Source organism: Flavobacterium sp. MFBS3-15, assembly GCF_026107645.2.
GTDB lineage: Bacteria > Bacteroidota > Bacteroidia > Flavobacteriales > Flavobacteriaceae > Flavobacterium.
Map to the genome: position 1 here is coordinate 41,810 of NZ_JAPCHV010000021.1, position 22,185 is coordinate 63,994.

At 46.1% G+C, this 22,185-nt stretch carries 19 protein-coding genes and 1 pseudogene; 14 read left to right on the forward strand and 6 right to left on the reverse strand.

Features of this window, described 5'->3' with window-relative positions; genetic code table 11:
• Nucleotides 1–47: 47 nt before the first annotated feature.
• Nucleotides 48–512, forward strand: a complete 465-nt coding sequence (locus tag OGH69_RS16330) for a hypothetical protein (RefSeq protein WP_265175562.1) — start codon at nt 48–50, stop codon at nt 510–512.
• 62 nt (nt 513–574) lie between these two features.
• On the opposite strand, the gene OGH69_RS16335 is transcribed toward OGH69_RS16330, so the two are convergent.
• Complete coding sequence (locus OGH69_RS16335; RefSeq protein ID WP_265175563.1) at nt 575–1,273, reverse strand: YiaD family glycine zipper/OmpA-like lipoprotein; 699 nt, start codon at nt 1,271–1,273, stop codon at nt 575–577.
• Between the two features lie 33 nt (nt 1,274–1,306).
• Nucleotides 1,307–1,756: a lipocalin family protein gene (locus OGH69_RS16340; RefSeq protein ID WP_265175564.1), complete on the reverse strand. Its 450-nt coding sequence runs from the start codon at nt 1,754–1,756 to the stop codon at nt 1,307–1,309.
• Nucleotides 1,757–2,198: 442 nt separating this feature from the next.
• Here OGH69_RS16340 and htpG point away from each other — a divergent pair, with 442 nt between their 5' ends.
• The 3 genes from htpG to OGH69_RS16355 all read left to right on the forward strand — a co-directional run bounded on the left by htpG (nt 2,199) and on the right by OGH69_RS16355 (nt 5,459).
• Nucleotides 2,199–4,085: a molecular chaperone HtpG gene (htpG, locus tag OGH69_RS16345; protein ID WP_265175565.1), complete on the forward strand. Its 1,887-nt coding sequence runs from the start codon at nt 2,199–2,201 to the stop codon at nt 4,083–4,085.
• 155 nt (nt 4,086–4,240) lie between these two features.
• Complete coding sequence (locus tag OGH69_RS16350) at nt 4,241–4,951, forward strand: hypothetical protein (protein WP_265175566.1); 711 nt, start codon at nt 4,241–4,243, stop codon at nt 4,949–4,951.
• Between the two features lie 106 nt (nt 4,952–5,057).
• The gene (locus OGH69_RS16355; RefSeq protein ID WP_265175567.1) at nt 5,058–5,459 is read left to right on the forward strand and encodes a DUF2721 domain-containing protein; all 402 of its coding nucleotides are present in this window, start codon (nt 5,058–5,060) and stop codon (nt 5,457–5,459) included.
• A 5-nt stretch (nt 5,460–5,464) separates the two neighbouring features.
• Here OGH69_RS16355 and OGH69_RS16360 read toward each other — a convergent pair whose 3' ends face one another.
• The 3 genes from OGH69_RS16360 to OGH69_RS16370 all read right to left on the reverse strand — a co-directional run bounded on the left by OGH69_RS16360 (nt 5,465) and on the right by OGH69_RS16370 (nt 8,232).
• A complete protein-coding gene (locus tag OGH69_RS16360) occupies nt 5,465–6,076 on the reverse strand; it encodes a murein L,D-transpeptidase catalytic domain-containing protein (protein ID WP_306354397.1) in 612 nt (203 codons plus the stop codon).
• Nucleotides 6,077–6,140: 64 nt separating this feature from the next.
• Nucleotides 6,141–6,491 (reverse strand): hypothetical protein, encoded by a 351-nt coding sequence (locus OGH69_RS16365; protein ID WP_265175568.1) that lies wholly within the window; start codon nt 6,489–6,491, stop codon nt 6,141–6,143.
• A gap of 112 nt (nt 6,492–6,603) precedes the next feature.
• The gene (locus OGH69_RS16370) at nt 6,604–8,232 is read right to left on the reverse strand and encodes a toxin-antitoxin system YwqK family antitoxin (protein ID WP_265175569.1); all 1,629 of its coding nucleotides are present in this window, start codon (nt 8,230–8,232) and stop codon (nt 6,604–6,606) included.
• Between the two features lie 104 nt (nt 8,233–8,336).
• Between OGH69_RS16370 and OGH69_RS16375 the strand changes: the two genes are divergently transcribed.
• The 5 genes from OGH69_RS16375 (at nt 8,337) to OGH69_RS16395 (ending at nt 12,139) form a co-directional block, all read left to right on the forward strand.
• Entirely contained in the window at nt 8,337–9,245 is a 909-nt protein-coding gene (locus tag OGH69_RS16375) for an EamA family transporter (RefSeq protein WP_265175570.1), read from the forward strand.
• 207 nt (nt 9,246–9,452) lie between these two features.
• Nucleotides 9,453–9,812 carry a DoxX family protein gene (locus OGH69_RS16380; RefSeq protein WP_265175571.1) on the forward strand — a complete coding sequence of 120 codons (360 nt, stop codon included), beginning with the start codon at nt 9,453–9,455 and terminating at the stop codon, nt 9,810–9,812.
• A 246-nt stretch (nt 9,813–10,058) separates the two neighbouring features.
• Nucleotides 10,059–10,334 carry a DUF2805 domain-containing protein gene (locus tag OGH69_RS16385; protein ID WP_265175572.1) on the forward strand — a complete coding sequence of 92 codons (276 nt, stop codon included), beginning with the start codon at nt 10,059–10,061 and terminating at the stop codon, nt 10,332–10,334.
• Between the two features lie 77 nt (nt 10,335–10,411).
• On the forward strand, nt 10,412–11,809 hold the full coding sequence (locus tag OGH69_RS16390; RefSeq protein ID WP_265175573.1) for an alpha/beta hydrolase family protein: 1,398 nt from the start codon (nt 10,412–10,414) through the stop codon (nt 11,807–11,809).
• Between the two features lie 51 nt (nt 11,810–11,860).
• Complete coding sequence (locus tag OGH69_RS16395) at nt 11,861–12,139, forward strand: Imm27 family immunity protein (protein ID WP_265175574.1); 279 nt, start codon at nt 11,861–11,863, stop codon at nt 12,137–12,139.
• A gap of 419 nt (nt 12,140–12,558) precedes the next feature.
• Here OGH69_RS16395 and OGH69_RS16400 read toward each other — a convergent pair whose 3' ends face one another.
• Nucleotides 12,559–14,973: a TonB-dependent receptor gene (locus tag OGH69_RS16400; protein WP_265175575.1), complete on the reverse strand. Its 2,415-nt coding sequence runs from the start codon at nt 14,971–14,973 to the stop codon at nt 12,559–12,561.
• A gap of 441 nt (nt 14,974–15,414) precedes the next feature.
• Between OGH69_RS16400 and argS (OGH69_RS16405) the strand changes: the two are divergent.
• From argS (OGH69_RS16405) to OGH69_RS16425, 5 genes and pseudogenes are all read left to right on the forward strand, one after another.
• Nucleotides 15,415–16,059, forward strand: a pseudogene (gene argS, locus OGH69_RS16405) (arginine--tRNA ligase); the annotation flags it as partial.
• A gap of 189 nt (nt 16,060–16,248) precedes the next feature.
• Nucleotides 16,249–17,505, forward strand: a complete 1,257-nt coding sequence (gene argS, locus OGH69_RS16410; protein WP_372339344.1) for an arginine--tRNA ligase — start codon at nt 16,249–16,251, stop codon at nt 17,503–17,505.
• A 99-nt stretch (nt 17,506–17,604) separates the two neighbouring features.
• Nucleotides 17,605–19,101 carry an SGNH/GDSL hydrolase family protein gene (locus tag OGH69_RS16415; protein WP_265175584.1) on the forward strand — a complete coding sequence of 499 codons (1,497 nt, stop codon included), beginning with the start codon at nt 17,605–17,607 and terminating at the stop codon, nt 19,099–19,101.
• Nucleotides 19,091–20,512, forward strand: coding sequence for a LysM peptidoglycan-binding domain-containing protein (locus OGH69_RS16420; RefSeq protein ID WP_265175577.1), 1,422 nt, complete (start codon nt 19,091–19,093; stop codon nt 20,510–20,512). Before OGH69_RS16415 ends, OGH69_RS16420 begins: the two co-directional genes overlap by 11 nt.
• Entirely contained in the window at nt 20,512–22,182 is a 1,671-nt protein-coding gene (locus tag OGH69_RS16425) for an MBOAT family O-acyltransferase (RefSeq protein WP_265175578.1), read from the forward strand. The genes OGH69_RS16420 and OGH69_RS16425 overlap by 1 nt, the downstream gene beginning before the upstream one ends.
• Nucleotides 22,183–22,185 lie beyond the last annotated feature (3 nt).

A 22,185-nucleotide genomic window follows, 5' to 3' on the forward strand; every position in this document is an offset into this window, starting at 1 on the left:
AAACGATGTGTGTTTCGTCTAATAATTATCAATCAAAAAAAGTAATCATGAAACACAATTTTTTTATTGCAATGGCTTTTTGCCTTGCAACTACATTTGCCTTTGCACAAAAAATCAGCAGTAAAGACATTCAGGGCCACTGGAAAATTGCCGCTTTCAGCGCCTCGGGCATACAGTACGAACTGGCTACGCAGCAAATAGTCCTTTCCGAAGAAATGAAAGCGCTGGTAAACGAGGAAGCTATGGAGGGAATGAAGGCGGGTATGCAGGAGGCCGCAGGCCAATTTGACGGAGGTTTTGTTGATTTTGATGCTACTACTATGAAAATGGGTATGGCAGGTACATCTGAAACCAATGGCTATTCGTTGACCGAAAAGGATGGAAAACAATATCTTTCACTAAAAATGGAGGATGGCTCAATACAGGAAATGCCGGTGGTTTACCAGGACAAAAGGCTGCATGTTATGGTTGACACCACACAGAATTTCAGCATGATATTTACTAAAGGCTAATACCAGAATGAATAAAGGGGCTATCTTTTTAAGAAAGCCCCTTAATACTCATTGTGTTAACCTTATTTTTTTTCTGCCTGTTGTTGGGCTTCCTGTATCATTTTTTCATTTGCTGTAATAGCAAATTCAACACGCCTGTTTTGGCGCATACCCTCAGCCGTAGAGTTGTCAGCAATAGGATCGGCTTCACCGCGTCCAATAGTTACTATCCTGGCCGAGCTGATGCCTTTTCCTGAAAGATATGTTTTAACCGAAGCAGCCCTTTGTTCTGAAAGCTTTAGGTTATAATCGTCTGCACCACTACTGTCTGTATATCCGAAAATCTGGATGTTGGTATCAGGATATTCGTTGAATACAGGTACCAACTTGTCAAGATTAGCTTTTGCAGTAGAGGTTAGTGTCGACTTGTTCAGGTCGAAGTTCACTGAGTTTTCACCAAGTGTTATCTTAATACCTTCACCAACCCTTTCAACCTCAGCTCCTGGAAGCGCCTGGTCTATTTTTTGGGCTTGCTTGTCCATCCTGTTTCCGATAAGTCCACCGGCAGCACCGCCTACAACTCCGCCAATGATAGCTCCAAGTGCAGTATTACCCCCTTTGCCTACATTGTTACCAAGTACCCCCCCAATCACTGCGCCCGAAGCTGCACCTATAGCCACACCACGTTGTGTATTGTTAGTATTTTTTACCGCTTCGCAAGAGGTAAAGCCGATACTGAACATAAATGCAGCAGCAACAGCATAAATTTTCATTGTTTTCATAATAGTCTTATTTTATTTTAGTTTTATTGATTTTTACATTTTAGAGAATTGATAAGTCACCTCTACATTCTTACCTCCAACGTTAACGTTATCAATAAGCTGGAATGAGTTTTCGGTTTGGTTCCTCATTTGGAGGAAGTACCCTTCACTTACTCTTTTAGCCTTTTCGCCATTAGTTATTTTCAGGGTGAATGCACCTTCCTTAGTTACTGTCCAGACAATTGGGCTGGTAAACGAAGGGCAGTTGGCTTTGCTGATGCTCATTGTGCCTTTATTATTATTAGGCACAAAATTCCACGAACTGCCTTCAAGGCATTTTGAGTCGGCAATGTCAAATGAAGTCACTTTGATATAGTCTGACCCCGGATAGGTTACACTTGAAATTGTCCAGTTGCCTTTAAGCCCGGATTGGGATTTGGTGTCAAGTGAGCCGCATGATGCCAAAGCCATCATGAACAGGCTTAAAAAAAGGAATTTTTTCATAATCGTTAATCAGGTTTAAAGTTTAAGATTTTCGTATTTCAGTGATTAAAGTTACTACGAATGTCATGTACTTTACAATACCTATGCCATTTTTTTAACAGGAATTGTTTTATTTATTCTTACGTTATATTTTTAGTTTCCTGAAAAATTGCTATTTTTTAAGGTCTTATGAACAGAGTAATGACATAATTTCCTGCATATTAATCTTTTCTTAAAAAATATTTTCTTTAACACTTAGATATTGTCATAACTAAAGATTAGAGAATCCTTCTCATTTTATAATGTTTAGTAATGTGCTATAAAAGGCCTGAAATTTTTTACAAAATATGATTGGACATATAAGATAAACGATATCAAATAATAAGTGCCAATTTGTCACGGGAGTAATATTGGTATCTTATTTGACGTAGGATTTTCGACAAACTTTAAAACGATTCGATTTATGACAACAGGAAAAATCAATGTTTCAGTAGAGAACATCTTTCCCCTAATCAAAAAATTCCTATACAGCGACCACGAGATATTCCTGCGTGAGCTCGTGTCAAATGCCACCGATGCTACCCTTAAGCTAAAGCACCTTACCGGTATTGGGGAAGCCAAAGTAGAATATGGCAGTCCCGTTATTGAAGTGAAGGTCGATAAGGAAGGCAAAAAGATTCACATCATCGACCAGGGCCTTGGTATGACTGGCGAAGAGGTTGAAAAATACATCAACCAGGTAGCCTTTTCAGGTGCTGAGGAATTTCTCGAAAAGTATAAGGATTCTGCTAAGGATTCCGGTATCATAGGCCATTTCGGCCTTGGATTCTATTCTGCTTTCATGGTGGCCGAAAAGGTTGAGATCATCACCAAGTCATATAAAGATGAGCCTGCCGTACACTGGACCTGCGACGGCAGCCCGGAATTTACCCTCGAGCCATCAGATAAGACCGACCGCGGAACAGAAATCGTCCTGCATATTGCCGAGGATTCTACCGAATTCCTTGAGGAAGGCCGCATCCGCGAATTGCTTAAAAAATATAACAAGTTCATGCCGGTGCCTATCAAGTTTGGTACCCGCAAAGAGACGCTTCCGAAGCCTGAGGATGCTCCTGAAGACTTTAAAGCTGAAGAGGTTGAGGTAGACAACATTATTAACAACCCTAACCCGGCCTGGACAAAACAGCCTGCAGACCTGACAGAAGAAGACTATAAAGCCTTCTATCATGAACTGTACCCGATGCAGTTTGAAGAGCCGCTATTCAACATACACCTGAATGTAGACTATCCGTTCAACCTGACAGGTATATTGTACTTCCCGAAACTGTCCTCTGACCTACAGGTGCAAAAGGATAAGATCCAACTGTACCAAAACCAGGTGTTTGTGACCGATAACGTAGAGGGCATCGTACCGGAATTCCTTACCATGCTGCGCGGCGTAATCGACAGCCCGGACATCCCGCTGAACGTATCGCGTTCTTACCTCCAGGCAGACGGTGCCGTGAAGAAGATTTCCAACTACATCACCCGCAAAGTGGCCGATAAGCTGAAGTCACTCTTTACCGAGAACCGCGAAGATTTCGAGCAGAAGTGGAACGATATCAAGATTGTGTTGGAGTACGGCATGCTGAGCGAGCCTAAATTCTATGAGAAGGCAGGCGCTTTTGTGCTGTACCCTACAGTGGACGAAAAGTTCTTTACCCTTGATGAACTGAAGGAAAAACTGGCTGCCACACAAACTGATAAAGACGGCAAACTGGTCGTGCTGTATGCTTCCAACAAAGATGCGCAGCACAGCTACATCGAAGCCGCCAAAGAAAAAGGTTACGAGGTGCTTCTGTTGGATTCACCAATCGTGTCGCACCTTATCCAAAAGTTGGAGGCTGATAATGAGAACATTACCTTCGCTCGTGTAGATGCTGACCATATCGACAAGCTTATCAAAAAAGACGAGGAGCAGCTATCGAAACTGAGCGATGAGGAGAAAGAAAAACTAAAAACCACTATTGAGGAATTCGTGCCCAAATCAGGGTACTCCGTACAGCTTGAGGCGATGGATAGCAGTGCCGCGCCCTTCATGATTACGCAGCCGGAGTTCATGCGCCGCATGAAGGAAATGAGCCAGACCGGCGGTGGCGGGATGTTCGGGATGGGCAACTTCCCTGACATGTACAACCTTGTGGTAAACACCAATCACGAGCTGTCCTCCAGCATCCTGAACAGCGATGACAAGTCGCATCAGGAGGCTTTGGTGAAGCAGGCGCTCGACCTTGCCAAGCTGAGCCAAAATTTACTCAAAGGCGAGGAGCTTACAGCCTTCGTTAAGAGGAGTTTTGAGCTAATAAAGTAATTTTAGGGGTATAATAAGATGAATTTAGGGTGTAGCCGATGCGATTTTAAGGGCATCTGGATATGACCTTAGGGTATATATAAGCAGATAATAGAAACCTGTAGTGAGAGCTACAGGTTTTTTTGTTTTATATTTATATCCGGAAATCTTAACTAATGAAATTCTATATCAAACTATTTATTTTAATCCTTTTAGTCTCATGCCGGGAGGAAAAACCAGTTAAAATTATCATTAATCCGATTCAAAATGAGCAATCAGGCAATAATGCTGGCAAATCCGCAAACAGGGTTGAAGCAGATGAATTCCGTCTCATATGTGATTCCGCATATATTAATAATAAATGGTTTAAAGCTTGCTGGGGTACTTCTGAAAGAGCTTTTGTACTTAATGATGAAAACGATACCCTGTATAGTGAAAAGGAGGGTATTTGGCATATAAAATTTAATGATTTTAACGAAGACGGATACAAAGATATGTTTGTTGGTTATAACGGTAACTACATAGCATATGAACTTGGACTCTTTGACTATAAAACCAATAATTTTAAGCTTGTCAAAGGATTTAGCAGTTATAGAGACACACATAAGCTGAAAGGAACCAATTATTATTACTCTTACAGTTCAGGGGGATGTGCTGATTTGAATTGGTACAGTATTCTTTTTTACATTAATGATTATGTGGCCTATAGCATTGGTCAAATCGAAGGCATAGGCTGCGAGCAGGAAGAGAAAAATGGTATTTTTGTTTCAAAAATTACCGAAGGAAAAGAGATACTTGTAAAATCGATTCCCCGTGAACCGGGATATTATGCCGATAAATGGGATTTCATCCAGAAGTATTGGTTAGAAAATTATAAGGCTTTTTGAGGTACCTGTATAGACATTAAATCATAGAATAACGTATTCTACATAATTGGAAGATATAATGCTCCCCTCCTCAATAAACAATAATCAATAAAAAATATAAAATCAAATGACCCTCCCCATAGAAACTCCCGCACTCTTATTCTCCGCCACATCGCTCATACTTTTGGCCTATACCAACCGCTTTCTTACCATAGCCACCATCGTACGCGGCCTGAAGGTGAGCTACCAGCAAAACCAAAACAAAAGCATTCTGGTCGAGATCAAAAACCTTAGCCTGCGCCTCACGCTCATCCGTCACATGCAGATGTATGGTGTGCTGAGCCTGTTCTTCTCGGTTTTTGCCATGGCGCTGCTGTTTGGCGGCGTGCAGGACTGGGGTGCCTATGTATTCGGGTTGAGCCTGCTGCTCCTGCTGGTCTCGCTTGCGGTGTCGTTTTGGGAAATCAGCATCTCGGTGCGCGCACTACGGGTACACCTGAGCGACCTCATGGAAGAGGCGGAAAAATGATGTGACTACTCAACAATCCACAGCAAAACAGGCTTTTCGGCCTTTTGCAGCCGGGTATCCAGTTTTCGCATAAAGTTATCCGATACTGCGGGGCAGCCCCAGCTTAGCGGCGAATAGTCGGGAAATATTTCAGTATCAGCCACTGCCGTCCACGAGTGGAGTACTACTACGCGTGCTACGGCATTGTTATTGGTCTTTTCCAGACCGTGCATCCAGTACTTTACCTTGATGCCCCACGAACTGTAGTCGCGCTTGCCTATTTTATATTTGCCCAGTGCGGTACAGTGGCTGCCGTCGGCATTGCTAAACTTTGCCTTTTCCCATTTTTTATCATTATCCTCGTGGATGTCGCAGCTGCCGTGGGTTACCACATTGGAGTCAATCACCTTTTTTTCCTTGAAATCATAAATGAAAAAGCGGTTCCTGCCCGAATGGATGCTCATGTCCAGCAGGAAGTAATAGTCCTCGTTGAACTTTTCCTTTTTGCAAAAGGCCAGTGCCTCCGTGTGTTTTGAGGTATAGTCTTTCGGGATTTTCTTTTTTGAGGCTGTGTCGGTATCAGGAGCGCCAATGCAGCTCATCAGCCCCAACAGGAGAAGGGTAATGGTACGGGTCATATAGGTAAGGTGTAGGGTATTACCTGATAACTGTATAAAGCGCTAATTTATTATTACCGATGAATTAATCTTCAACCGGTGTTGCTTCCTTCTTCTTAGTGAGTTTGCTTTCGAATTTGGATCCGTTTACAGAGCATGCCAGGTAAATGTCATCGCCATCTACTTTGTCTATTGCAACTTTCATGACCGTTCCTTTTTTGAAGGGGAAATTAGGCAGTGTGGCCTTTACAAGTGTGGCATGGTATTCACAATTATTTATCCATTTAATCGTCGACTGGATAGTGTATTTTTTGTTTTTATGATATTCGGTGTGTTTGTTATCGTCAATTACTACCAATATAGGCTCGCCGTCTTCATCTTTATAAGTGAAGGTGCCGTTGTGTAAAATGCTGCAATCATTAGCTGTAAATGACATGAGAGATAAGAATAATCCAAAAAGTAGGGAGATTTTTTTCATTATAAGTCTGTGAAATTTGCGTGAGTAATTATTAGGGCAAATCTTTTTATTTATTTGGGACTGGGTTATGTTACATGCCTGCTTCTTTTTTGAGCGCATCGACTGCCGATGAACCCATAAAGTCATCGATATTAAAAAAGTCGTGCTCAAGGTGTTTTCCGATGTACCATGTTTCAATTACCTTGTTTTTAAGGGCGGCCACCATGGTTTCGGAAATGCCGAAGCCCATGTAGCGGTCCCTGGGTAATTCTCCGGGTTTATATACCCGCTGTTCGTATTCCTGGTAATAGAACAATATTTCATTCTCTGCGGGCTTCAGTTGCTTTTTAAGTTCTAAAAGCCTCTCTTTATTTGTGGACGTGAATACTTTAAATACATACCCGTCGAACATTCTTTCGCATTTAGTGATGCCGGGGAATTTTGTATCAAAATTATCGATGCAGTTGTTTTTAGTCAGGAACTCCTTTTTGCGTGCCGGTTCTTTGTAATCGAAATCTTCGTCCGGCGCATTTGTGCGCCGGTTCACTTTTTCATTGGCTGCCACCGTTGTATTTCGGTCTTCGTACGGTTTGGAATGATAAAACGGATGCAGGTCGTACGATTCAGCTTCATTTGCCTTGGCCATTTCGGTTATCACGACACCTTCACAATCCCTGTCACGCAGCACATCGCCGTTTCCGCGAAACCTTTCTTCCATTGGCAGGTGGGTGGTATAGCCAAGCTTGGCTCCCTGCAAATACTGTACACGGCAGTCGGCATTGGTATAGTCATAGGTTTCATAGAGTTTGCTCCCGTCAAACGTATAGGCTTTCCATACGCCTGTTTTTTTGCCTTCTTTGTAGTAGGCTTGCAGTATCAGCTTTCCGTCACGGAAAAACTCCCAGTTCTCAATGCCTTTTTTAAGCACCATCTTCGAACTGAATTCGCTGCCGTTGACAACACCCAGCGACCGGCCTTCAAAAGAAAGCGGTACCCCGTTTTTAAATTCGCCCTTTATTGCAATGGTGCCGTCTGTTTCATATTCATAATAAGTGCCGTGCAGCATTTTGTCTTTAACCGTATATTTCCACCGCAGCTTATCCTCTTCCCTGTAATAGTTTTCGATGCATTCACCATCCTGGAAACCCTCGAAGGCGCTCCCTTTGTTAAACAGCCTGCCATTATTATATATCTCATAGGTGCCGTGGGGCACATCGTTTTTAAAATGCCACACTTCCTTTTTTACATTGGGCGATTCGTATAATATATGGCTGCCGTTGTTCTTGTCATTCTCATAATACGTCTCCAGCTTGGTCTCGCCGGTAGGGAAATATACCTTCAGCATCCCGTGCCGTTTTCCGTTGGCATATTCCGTTTCATCCATTATTTTTCCGTTCGGATAGTAGGTGGTCATTTTTCCGTTAGGCATATTGGCTTTAAAAGTGCCTTCGCGCTCTTTGTTTCCGTTGGCATAATACCACGCTGCCCTGCCTTCCAGCGCCAGTGGATCTGTTGGGGTAGAAGACGTGCCTGTAAATTGCAGCTGCCCTTTTATGAAGTAGTCGTTTATAACATACAAGTTACCTTCTTTTTTTGTTGTCCTGTAAAAGGCGGCATTGGCTTCGGTGGTCTCTTTCCAGTTTTTATCGAAATATATCTTTTCCTGTGCATTGCCATAAAAACAGGCAGCCAGCAGGAGGAAAACAATAACATTTTTCATTATGTGTGTGATAAGTTGGGCCAAATATATAAAAAGAACACCGCATTTTAACGCCCGGATTAAATCTAAGCCCTATCTTTGCCCGCTTTTTAATTTTCAGCACCATGTCGCAAAAAAATGTATTGAAGGGGGTTATACTGGTTGGCCTTGGCGCATCCAGCTACGGAATGCTGGCCACGTTTGTAAAGCTGGCCTACAAGGATGGCTTTACCACGGCCGAGGTTACCGCATCGCAGATGTTTTTGGGCATACTGGGCATGCTGCTCATCAACATATTCCAAAAAGCGAAAAAGAAGCAGGAAGTGGTTAAGGCTTCGGCCAAAGACCGTTCGCAGCTGATGATTGCGGGTACATCGATGGGCTTTACCAGCGTGTTCTATTACCTCGCGGTATATTTTGGCATCCCTGTTTCCATCTGCATTGTCCTGCTCATGCAAACCGTATGGATGAGCGTGCTCCTGGAAGCCATCATCGCCAAAAAGATACCTTCGGCCAAAAAACTGTTTGCTGTGGCCATAGTGCTTGTGGGTACGGTACTGGCGGCCAACCTCATCGGCAATATCGACGCGCTTAATATCAAGGGCGTATCCTTCGGACTGCTCGCGGCGGCATCGTTCACCGCGACCATGTTTACGAGCAATACCATAGCTACGCACGTATCGTCGGCACAGCGCAGCCTGTTCATGCTTTTTGGCGGTGCGGTGGTGGTGCTGGCATTTACGGCTTACACATGGACAGGCACTTTCAACTTCGAGATCTTCCTTACCTGGGGCATCGTGCTGGCGCTTTTTGGTACCATCATCCCGCCAATCCTGCTCAACGCAGGCTTCCCCCATGCCGGGCTGGGGTTGGGCAGCATTGTGGCCTCGCTGGAGCTTCCTGTATCGGTAATGATGGCGTTTTTCATCCTGCAGGAAAAAGTGAGCCTGCTGCAATGGACGGGCATCGCACTCATCCTCGGTGCCATTGTTTTGATGAATGTAAAGCTGCCGGGCAGGGACAGCACTACATAATTTTTTTTACCACATAGGGACATAGGATTTATAGGGTACAATTATAAAGCCCTATCGAGCGACACAGAGAATGAAGCGAAGCTTCATCTATGTGGAAATATTTTCCCTTTATAGGCCAGTCACCGGCTATAGAGCCTATGTTTCTATGTGGTTGGATTTTTTTAGTTTTGATGGTCCTGATTCGCTATCTTTGGGTAAAACACACGCATGGCATTACCCTGGCACCTTTATCTGATGGCATCGCTGTATATCCTGGCAGGCATCAACCACTTCCGGGTGCCGAGGATGTACGTGCGCATGATCCCGCCTGCATTTCCCGCACCGAAGACGCTTAATTACATCAGCGGCGCTGCCGAAATCCTCCTCGGTGTCTTACTGTGCATCCCCGAATTTACGGCACTTGCCGCGTGGGGCATCATCGCATTGCTTATTGCGGTTTTCCCCGCCAATGTATACATGCTCATGAATGAAAAAGCAGGCATGGGTATATCCGGATGGATACTCTTGCTCAGGCTGCCGCTACAGCTGGCATTGCTGTATTGGGCATGGCTGTATACAAAATTTTAATCGAATCATAAGAATTTGCTTACTTTGTTTTTGGTTTTAAAATCTATCTTGCCATTGATTATCAGATAAAAAGGCTACAGGATTGAATGATTTGTAAATTTTAATCCGGTTATATGCCTGAAAATTCCAACTTCCCAAAAAAATGAAAAATAACATTGTATTTTGCGAATGGATTATTTTTTTTAGTAATATTGATTAACGAATCGTAAACATTTACTTAATTACCTGATTTTAATTTTTTGCCTGATGAAAAAGAGCAGCCGTCCGGAGCTGGACAGGGAAGCGATACAAAGGATCGTAACGCTTGCCCGGGAGGAAAGAAAACCTTTTGACGAGATCAAAAAAATATTCGGCCTGCCTGAAAAGGATGTAACCGAAATTATGCGTAAACAACTGCCTGCCGATGATTTTGAAAGCTGGAAGAAAAAGGTGGCGGCCAAAAAGCCCAAGCCCATGACGCAGATGAACATCATTGAAGACGACGAACTGGATTCCAAATACTATATCCGGAATAAGTTTTAAACACAGCTCCCTGCACGGGAGTTTTTTTGTTTTTGGTTATAAGCAATCTTGGCTATCTTTATCAAAATTTACTCTTGATGAAAAATACCCTTGCCTTCTTCCTTTTACTATTCTCCGCAACCCTTTTTGCACAGGACATCACCGGGCCGTGGCATGGCCTGCTTACGTTTCCCGGCGGGCAGCTGCGCATCACCGTAAACATAGCCAAGAACGATGCCGGTGCCTACACCGCAACCATGCTGGTGCCGGAACAAAGCGATAAACCCATACCTGCTGAGACTGTACTGTTTGAGAATAACATCTTTGCTTTTACCATCCCCATGGCAGGCATTGATTACAGGGGGACACTGGAAAACAATGTGTTTAAAGGCACCTTTACGCAAAACCGCCAGGGCATCCCGCTCGACTTCGGCAGGGAAGAAGTGGTGCTGAAGGCCAAGGTACGCCCACAGGAACCCGCCAAGCCTTACCCATACCACACAGAAGATGTAACCTTTAAGAACGAAAAAGCCGGCATAACCCTTGCCGGGACACTCGCACTCCCCAAAAAAGAAGGAAACTTTCCCGCAGTTATATTAATAACAGGGAGCGGCCCCCAGAACCGTGATTCGGAGATATTGGACCACAAGCCGTTCCTGGTTTTGGCCGACCACCTTACGCGCGCGGGCATTGCCGTACTCCGTTATGACGACAGGGGTGTGGGGAAGTCGGAGGGGAAGTTTTCCAAAGCTACCACCGAAGATTTTGCCACCGATACCGAAGCGGCTTTCCAGTACCTCAAGACCAGGAAGGAAATCAACAAGAACAAGATAGGCGTGTTGGGCCACAGCGAAGGCGGCATCATCGCGCCCCTCGTGGCCTCCCAACATCCTGACGTGGCATTTGTGGTCATGCTGGCCGGCGTTGCCATACCGGGCGATGAACTCATGCTGCTGCAAAATTATATGATGGGTAAAGCCAACGGCATGCCCGAAGACGAACTGACCAAGCTGGGCGCCATCAACCGCCAATTGTATGATGCCATAAAGGCCGAAAACCAGCCGAATACCCTGAAGGCTAAATTATATACCATTTTCGACCAGCAGCTCAAGCCCATTTTCATATCCAAGGGCATCCCGAAAGACCAGGTAGGGCAGTATATCGACATACAGGTAGCCGAAATGGGATCAGCGTGGTACAGCAATTTCATTCGCAATAACCCTACCCCGGTACTCGAAAAAGTGCAGTGCCCGATATTGGCCCTCAACGGCGACAAAGACCTGCAGGTGGCCCCAACAGCCAACCTGGATGCTGTAAAGCGCGCGGCGCAGAAAAGCGGCAACAAAAAGGTGACCACCAAAGTGCTGCCGGGCCTCAACCACCTGTTCCAGGAAAGCGCAACGGGTGCTCCAAGCGAGTATGGCGAATTAGAGCAGACCTTTTCGCCTGTTGCCTTGAAGGAAGTAACGGACTGGATGGTGAAGGTGGTGAGGTAGGATTGATATTCAAGGTTTATATTTTTAAATTAAATAACATTGTTTAACTGCATGAAAATATTGGTAACAGAGAATGAAATAAAATGTCAGTGGATACTGGCAGGAAAAGAACTTGCAGCCAATAATGATTGTGAACGAATTGATTGGTTAAGAAAAAATTATCTAACAGAAATTGCCCGCGATAATTCTGAATGGCTAATTTTATATCAAGATCCAAAAGATAAAAGATTTTGGGAGCTGCGTTTTGAGTTTGCAGAAATGCATGGAGGTGGGCCACCATCATTAATCTATATAAGTAATGACGAAGCGAAGGAAAAATATAAAATTTAGCCCGCTCCACAAATCTCCCGGCTTTGTGGAGGCGTTAGCCATGTCTCCTGACATGCAATAAAAGGACAGAGACCTTTCACCACTTCCGCAAAGTCGGGAGACTTCACGGAGCGCACACAGCACTCCAAACACACCCAAAAACTTTCCATCTTAGCCCTGATAGAGGCGGTACCCCGCTTTTTTGGTGGGGTAAAGCCGAAAGCAGGAATATAGCAGAGAGGTAAACCCAAACCTTTCACTCCAAGAATCGCCAACATTTACGCCTGAGTAAGCACATCCCGTCTCCCTCTCCTTTGGAGAGGGCCGGGGAGAGGACCTTTTATATTTGGGGATGAAAAACAAAAAACCCCGGATTCGCAACTATCCGGGGTTTAACTAACTACTAAACCTAATTATATGAAAAAAATAACTATTCTTTTTTAGAACATGCCACCGCCGCTCTGCTTGGTGTTGTCATCGCGTTGCTTGCGCTGCATGGCCCTGTTCTTACCGGCGCCGAACATGTAGTTAAGCCCGAAGTATACCGTACGGCTTTCCCAACGGAACTCGCCGCTTTGCGGGAATGGGTTGTCGGCGCTGAAGCCGTAGTGCATCATGTTGAACATATCATTAAAGCGAAGGCTGAGCGACATCTTGTTGTCCAGCAGGCTGTAGCGTGCACCGCTGTCGATCTTGTACATATCCTTGCTCTCATTCTGCACGCCGTTCACTGCTCCCCTGTAAAACCCGAACAGCAGGAAGCTGAGGCGCTGGTTGACCCTGAAGTTGCTGTTAAGCCTCGCATTGAAGGCATTCACGTCCACACTGCGCTCTACCATTTCGTAATCGTCATCAGACCCCGGTTCCAGTACCGACACCGTACCCCTTTGCGAGATGCTCGAGAAGTCGATGGCCGGCTGGATGTCCCACCATTTGAATATCTTGTAATTGGCCGAAAGCTCAAACCCATAAGCGCTGTTCTTATCGAAGTTGCCAAAGCTCATGATCTGGTCCTGGGTATTTTCAGTCGACTCATCCGGGTAGAAGATCCTGTTGATCTCATCGTTGATGAACCTGTAGTACACGCCTCCGGTAATGGAAGAGCCCTGCCCGAACATACGGGTATAGTTGAACTCTACCGACTGGGTGAACTGCGGCAACAGTTCCGGGTTACCCAGCGAGGTAAGCAGCGGTGTTGAGAATTCCCTCACCGGCTTGGTCTGCTCGATGCTTGGCCTGTCTACCCTGCGGCTGAAGCTCAGTTGGTACATATTGCTCACGCTTGGCGTATAGGTAAGGTAAGCCGACGGGTATACGGTAAAGTAATCGTCCTTGAATACGGCCTGGCCGTTGTTGAAGTCGTTGTTTACCTGGTAGCTCTCAAAACGCGCACCCAACTGGTAGCTGAACTTTTCAAATCGCTGCCCGAAGGTGGCATACGCCGAGTAAATGTCTACGTCATACGTGTACCCTGAATCCATCAGGTTGGGGTTGGTCACGTTCGGGTTGGTGGTGTTGTAGGTGTTATCGGTACGGATGAGCCTTGCCTCTGCGCCCAGTTCCAGTTTCGACTTTTCGGTAAGCGGGTTCACGTAGTCCAGGTTGGCTGTTACGTTGGTGCGGTCGTCAATCAGGCGGTCTGCGTAAAGTACCGGCGTTTCTGTGCCTGTAACCGTACGGTAGCGCACATCCTGCGTGCTGCGGGAGTCGTTATAGTTGGCCTCAAAGTCGAGCGTGTGGCCTTCTTTCGTAAATTTATGCTTATAGGCTACGTTGTAGGAGTTGTTTTTGTTGTCACCATCCAGCGCCGAACGCTGCGAAATATTGTCAAGTCCCGTGCCTGCGCCATATACAATGTCGGTCCCGATGGTCGCCTCGCCGGTAAAATAGTTCTGGTTGGTATAGAACGAAAGCGTGTTATTGTCGTTGATGTAATAGTCCATCCCGATTTTGCCCAATACGCCTTCATTATCGTTTATAACATCTACCAGCTGGTCTGACATGATGTCGTGGCGCTCTACATGGCCGTTATTGAAGTACTTGCCAAAATTGCTGCCTATGTTGCCGAAGAAGTTCACCTTCCCGGTACGGTAGTTCATGTCGAGTGAGTTGTTGAATTTGGGTGTTTCGCCGAAGGTCACACCCGCGTTGAAGTTACCATTAAAGCCATCGTTCGCGTTTTTATGAAGGATGATGTTGATGATCCCGCTCATGCCCTCAGGGTTGTACTTGGCGCTCGGGTTGGTGATCAGTTCTATCGTTTTGATGGAGGTCGATGGTATCTGCTTCAGCAATTGCGCCGGGTCGATATTAGTAGGCCTGCCGTCGACAAGTATCCTTACATTCTGGTTGCCGCGCAGGGAAATCTTGCCGTCCTGGTCTACGTTTACCGAGGGGATGTTGTTCATGATCTCACTTGCCGTACCCCCTGCGGTCGTAAGGTCACGGCCTACGGTAATCACCTTGCGGTCGATTTTCTGCTCAATGGTCGAGATTTCCTTAACCACTTCCACTTCGTTCAGCATTGTGGCTTCCTCTTCCATGGTTATGGTGCCAAGATCCAGGGTTTTGGTGTCGGCGGTAAGGTTAGCTGTAAGGTGCTGTGCTTTATAACCCATGAAAAGGATCTCTACCGTGTAGCTTTTCAGCGGCAGGTTTTTTACGGAAAAGGTACCGTTGTCGTCGGTAATGCCGCCGGAGATAACGGCATCGCCCTCTTTAACTGAAATAGTTACGTAAGGGATTGTTTCCTTTGTATTAGAGTCGATTACTTTTCCGGAAATGCTGCCCGGGTTTTGGGCGTTCATGGTCATGATGCCCCCAAACAGGAGCACTAACAGCAACTTGAAGTTCATGTTCGTATTTTGATTGATGATTGATGATGGTGCAAATGTACGGCTTTTAAACTAATATGCAATACAAAGTACCTTTTAATGCATAAATTAATGATTTTTTAATGTCGCTAACTTGTGCATATACCCATAAGACCATTAATCGGTCGTTTTGTTACAGGAAAAGTGATTTTTTTTAAGTCGAAAGTTTTCAAGTCGAAAAGCCATAAAGTTCTAAAGCCGTAAACAGACAGTAAAAGCAGTCAGCCATAGTTGGGAATGAAAGGTTAAGGTCGATAACTATAAGTTGTATAGGGCTTCGTCGTTTCGACTTTTGGCTTTAAAACTTTGTGTGACTTTACAACTTTCGACATTAAGACTTTTCGACTGAATAATTTAAGTTTTTTCCACTCAATACGTTGCTTAAAAATTTTTATCTTTGCACCCTTAAAAAAATATACTAAAATGGTGTTATCACAAATCCTTGTCCCACACATACAAAAAGCGGTTGAAGCTTTGTTCGGTATTTCTGTTGAAAAGATAGAACTGCAGGCGACCCGAAGGGAATTTGAGGGCGATATCACCATGGTTATTTTCCCACTGCTGAAGCTGGTAAAAAGCAACCCGGCCGCACTTGGTAGCGCCATTGGCCAGTACCTTGTGGACAACACCGATGAGGTGGAAAAGTTCAATGTAGCGGGCGGCGGGTTCCTTAACCTTGTCATTTCCGACAGATTTTACATCGACTTCTTCAACGGCATCAAGGGCGACGAAAACTTCGGCACGCAAAAACCTGTTGAGGGCGGTAAGGCCGTGATGGTGGAGTATGCTTCGCCAAACACCAACAAGCCCCTGCATTTGGGCCACGTGCGTAACGTACTGCTCGGCTATTCGGTGGCGAATATTATCGAGGCATCGGGCAAAAAGGTGTATAAAACCCAGGTGATCAACGACAGGGGCATCCACATCTGTAAGTCAATGCTGGCGTATGAGAAGTTCGGACACGGTGAGACCCCGGAGAGTGCAGGAGTGAAAGGCGACAAGCTGGTGGGGAATTATTATGTGAGGTTTGAAAAGGAACTGCAGAATGAGGTAAAACCGCTGCTGCAAAAATTTTGGGAAGGTGACTTTTCTGGTTTCCCCGAGGTTGAAAGCGCCGTTACACCACTAAAAGAGGAAGTTGTAAAGCTTGGAAATGTTTATGAAGAAAAGAAATCAGGCTTCGAACTTCCGGGTGGAATAAATGTTGGTATTCAGGAGTATTTCAATTCTTCGAAGGATGATGTTCCTTTCCATACCATGATAAAAGACCTGCGTACTGAGAAATATGCCGATATTCCTGATAAAGACAAAGCAGCTTTTGAAAATGCGGTAAAGCCACTAACCACTCTGGAGTCCAAAATTAACGAAAAAGAGGGAGAGCTTAAAGAAATTGCCAAAAAGCTGACCGCTATATTAAAAGAAGCTCAGGCTATGCTCCTGAAATGGGAAGCAGGCGATGAAGCCGTAAAAGGCCTTTGGAACAAAATGAACGGCTGGGTATACGAAGGATTTGAGGCATCATTCAAAAACATTGGTGTTGACTTCGATAAGAATTACTACGAAAGCGATACCTACCTTTTAGGTAAGGATGTTGTTGCCGATGGCCTTGCAAAAGGCGTATTCTATAAAAAAGAGGATGGCTCGGTGTGGATTGACCTTACCGATGAAGGCCTTGACGAAAAGCTGGTGCTGCGCCGCGACGGTACCTCGGTATACATAACGCAGGATATCGGTACGGCCATACAAAGGGTAAAAGATTTCCCGGATGTAGGCGGGATGGTTTATACGGTAGGCAACGAGCAGGATTACCACTTCAAGGTGTTGTTCCTCATCCTGAAAAAACTCGGTTTCGACTGGGCTGCCAACCTGTACCACCTGTCGTATGGCATGGTCGACCTGCCATCCGGCAAAATGAAAAGCCGTGAGGGTACCGTGGTAGATGCCGACGACCTGATGGACGAAATGGTTTCGACCGCTAAAAACATATCCGAAGAACTGGGCAAGCTCGAAGGCTATTCGGACGAGGACAAGGCTCGCCTGCACCGCATCATCGGGCTTGGCGCGCTGAAATACTACATCCTTAAAGTAGACCCTAAAAAACGTATCCTGTTCGACCCGGAGGAGTCGGTAGACTTTGCGGGCAACACAGGGCCGTTCATACAATATACCTATGCCAGGATCCAGTCGCTGCTGCGCAAGGCGGAGTTCGATTTCGCGGTAACACTTGCCGTTGAAGACATCAACCTGCACGAAAAGGAAAAAGAGCTTTTGAAGATGGTGGCGCAATACCCTGAGATCATCCAGGCCGCCGCCGAAGGGCACAGCCCGGCGCTCATAGCCAACTATACCTACGACCTGGTGAAGGAGTACAACTCATTCTACCAGAGCGTGCCTGTATTGGGCAGTGAGGTGGAGAACGAAAAGATCTTCCGTATCCAGCTTTCCAAAAAAGTGGGCGAAACCATCAAATCGGCATTCGGCCTGCTGGGGATTGGCGTGCCGGAGCGCATGTAATTTTAAAACAGGCTTTTTGTGAAAGAGAATATACCGAATAAGAAGGATAAGCCTTATTTTTTCCAGTCGTTTGCCATTATTGCAATATCCATTGTTGCGATGCTGGGATTCAAGGCGTTTTTGCCCGAAAAGATATTTACCGAAACCGCCTCCACCAAAAATGTGGTGGTCGACAGCCTGATGCTCGAAGCGATTGAGGCTGAGGGCGGCACAACGGAAACAGATACCCTAAGCAACAGGAAAATCACCTTTAAGGCGACCAACGGCATCAAATTCCCCGCGGAAACTTTTGAAGATTATAAAGGCTACCAGCATTTGGTCAACTTTTATGAAAAGCTGCTGCAACTGGAAAACACAAAGCAGGGTAAGGTGCGCATTGCCTATTTTGGTGACTCCATGACCGATGGCGATCTTATCGTAAAAGATTTCAGGGCGAGCCTGCAGGAGCGTTTTGGGGGCGAAGGCGTAGGTTTTGTGAGCATCACTTCCGAATCGGCGCCATCGCGCAGCACCATCACACACCAGTTTTCGACCAACTGGAAAACACAATCCTTCCTAAACGTAAAGTCGCCGCGCAGCCCCTTTGGCGTGAACGGGCATGTATTCTTTGTAAAGCACGACACCATCAATCCTGTTTGGGTGCGCTACAAGGCCAACAACGTAAAGCACCTTACCCAACTGAACAACCCTACATTGTTCTATGGCAGGTCGGGTAACCGTGAAGGGCGCCTGAATGTGATTGTTGGGCGGGACACGCTGCGCAAAAAACTGAACCCTGTAAGCACACTGAACACCCTGAATGTGGCCGGTGATGTGAAAGGCTTCAGGGCGGACTTTATCGCGGCGGACTCGATCCCATTCTATGGCTTTAACTTTGATGACGGCAGGGGCGTACACGTGGATAATTTCTCCAACCGTGGCAACTCAGGGCTCCCTATAGGATCTTTCAACACCAATGTGATGAAGGCGTTCAACGAAAAGCTGGGTTACGACCTTATCGTGCTGCAATACGGCACCAACGTACTGGGCAACGGCTCGCTGAATTTCGGCTGGTACGAAAAGCGCATGGCAAAAGTAGTGGAGCACCTGCGCGAGTGTTTCCCGGGTGTCGACATACTCATCATCTCTACAGCGGACAAATCGAAGAAGTACGGACTGGAAATGAAGACCGATTCGGCCGTAGTGCCGCTTAACACGGCGCAAAAACGCTATGCGGTGAAAACCCAGTCGTCTTACGTAAACCTCTATACCCTCATGGGCGGCGATGGCTCTATGGTGAAATGGGTAGAGGAGGAAGCGCCTGCATTGGCCAATAAAGATTATACGCACTTCAACTTCCGCGGCTCCAAGAAAATCTCCGACCTGATATGGAACCAGATCAATGGCGGCTACGAGCAATACAAAAGGCTGAGGGGCTTCAAAACGCATGTTGCGCCCAAGCCGGTGTCTGCCACACCTATCGATACGCCAAAGACAGAAAAGCCCACACAGGTGCGTGCAGCGCAGGCAGGGAACCCTAAACCGGAACCGGCAAAAAAACCGGCCATTAGGAAAGACACCATCATCCGTAAAAAAGATACCACCCATGCGCAGTAGGCTACTCATATTCATGGCTTTTTTGCTGCTTATGGGGGGCAAATCTGCCGCACAGACAGATTCGCTTGCCGTGGCGATGGACAGCATTGCTACTGATACTACACAATTCGTGGTTGGCAACAACATCATCACCAATACTTCGTCGCTCAACCTGTTTTTTGAAAAGCTGTACAGCCTGGAAAAGGAAAAAGGCGGCAAGGTGAACATTGTGCACATAGGCGACTCCCACATACAGGCCGACCTGATGACAGGCATGATACGCAAAACATTGCAGGCGCGCTTTGGCAATGCGGGCTGCGGGTTTACCTTTCCGCACCGCTTGGCGAAAACCAACGGAGGCCATTATGTAACCTTTAGCTCCAATGTTTCATGGAACAGCCGACGTAACATCTACACACCGGAAAAAGGAATGGAGGTGGGACTTAGCGGCATAGCGCTCAACACCCTCGAGAATTTTGTGATAGAGATGAATGTAAGGGACGAATCTTATGCGTTCAATACCATACGCATAATTACGGCAGATACGGTGCCGTCTTTCGATCTTGCAACAAGCTCAAAGACCATTGTCCTCGAATCTACTGTGCCGAAAAAGATCACCCACAAGATAAAAAATGGCGAGGTGCTTGGCAGTATCGCTAACAAATATGACATAACCGTTGCGCAACTCAAGAAAGCCAACGGCCTGAAGTCGGATAATATCAGGGCAGGAAAAACCCTGACGATACCGACCAGCCAAATGCAAAAGAAAGAGGTGAAGCGTTCAGAGTTCATCCCCCTTGGAATAAACTATGACCGCTATTCCGGTTTTTACCACAGCGATACCCCGCTCTCAAAGCTGTACCTGCTTCCGGGCGGCAATGCCAAAAGCTTTAGCCTTAACGGGCTGGTGCTGGAAAAGGATGAGCCGGGCCTGATATACCACAGCATCGGGGTCAACGGTGCCAAGGCGTCGGATTATAACAAGTACCCACGTTTCTTTAATGACATGAAGGCCCTGAAGCCCGACCTTATCGTGGTCTCGCTGGGTACTAACGAGTCGTTCGATAAAATGGGAGCACAGGATTACATTGCCCAAATGAACCTCTTCATAGAGAATGTAAGGGCAAATAACCCCGAGGCCTGCGTACTTATCATGACACCTCCGCCGTCGCAGTTCCGCAGAAAATACCCCAACACTTTTGTGGCCAGCTATGCCAAAGAGATACTGATGCAGGAAACGGCCAAAAACTATGCCTCATGGGATCTGTTTACTGAAATGGGCGGCCTGTTCGGCGTGAACCGCAATGCGGCCCAGGGGCTCATGGCGGGCGATAAGGTACACTATTCAAAACCGGGATACGAAAAGCAAGGGACACTATTTACCGAGGCTTTGCTCAACGCATACGATAATTTTAAAACCAACAGGGACTGATGCAGCTGAATGATTTTTTGCCGCAATTGACATGGCAGGATGTAGGAAATTGGTTTATCTACGATCCGGAGTCGCCATTGCTGTTCAACACGGGCAGGTTCCTGGCGTTGTTCCTGATGTTCTATGCAGGGTATATCATGCTTCGCGATACCTTCCGGATGCGGTTGGTATATACCATTGTTTTCTCGTTATTTTTCTATTACAACTCCAGCGGGGTATATTTCCTTCTATTGCTCATGTCATCTGTTGTGGATTATACGCTCAGCTACTTCCTGTACAGGGAGCAGCGCACGGTACAGCGACGGGTTTACCTGTGGTTCAGCGTTATTGTAAACCTTACTTTCCTGGGATATTTTAAGTATACTACCTTCATCCTGGAGAGTACCAACACGCTTTTCGGGTGGAATTACACCTTTCATAAAGTATTGCTGCCGGTAGGTATCTCGTTCTATACCTTCCAATCCATCAGCTATATCATTGAAATTTACCGCAAGGAAATAACCCCTGCAAAAAATTATGTCGATTACCTGTTCTTCGTATCGTTCTTCCCGCAGCTTGTGGCCGGGCCTATCGTAAGGGCTAAAGATTTCCTTCCGCAGATCTATTCGAAATTGCAGCTTACCAGGTCGGATGTCAACTATGCGCTGTTTCTCATCATAGGAGGATTGATAAAGAAAACAGTCATTTCCGACTACATATCCATCAACTTCGTCGACCGCGTATTCGACTCGCCCAACAGCTATACGGCTTTCGAGAACCTTATGGCGGCATATGGGTATACGATACAGATTTATTGTGACTTTTCGGGATACAGCGACATGGCGATAGGGGTGGCCTTATTGCTCGGGTTTAAACTGCCGACCAACTTCCGCACACCATATAAGTCGGCTTCCATTACCGAGTTCTGGAGGAGGTGGCACATATCACTGTCTACCTGGCTGAAAGATTTTCTTTATATCTCCGTTGGGGGTAACCGAAACAGCACCGTTGCCGGCTTTTTATTTCCGGCACTCTTTTTCTTTGGCCTCATTGTTTGGGGTATAACATATGCCCCTACAAGCAATATACCGCTTTTCATTGCCATTGGCGGGGTAGTGGTATTCTGCCTGACATTCCTGCTGGCAAAGAAAGATAAAGAACGTACGATGTTTACCAACGTCAACCTGCTTACCACCATGCTTTTGGGCGGTTTGTGGCACGGAGCCAGCCTGAGGTTCATCATCTGGGGTGCGCTGCATGGCATTGCATTGGCGGTCCACAAGCTCTTTTCAGGATATTTCCCGGAAAGTAAGGAGGGAAAAACAACAGCTCTGGGCAGCCTTTGGACATTTGTATCGGTACTGCTTACGTTCCATTTCGTGGCTTTCTGCTGGATATTCTTCCGTGCCAAAGACTTTTCAGTGGCGCTGGACCTTATCAACAACATTGGCAATGTAACCTTCGATCCCGCGCAATGGGAAATCATCATCATGGGCTACAAGAACGTATTCCTGCTCATGCTTATAGGCTATGTTTGGCATTTCCTTCCTGAGGGCATAACACAGGCCATGAAAAAAGGCTTTGACAAGTCGCCACTCGTAGTGAAAGGCATTCTGATGGGGCTGGTATACTGGCTGGTATATGCTGCTGCGTCGGCAGGGCCCCAGCCGTTCATCTATTTCCAGTTTTAAATA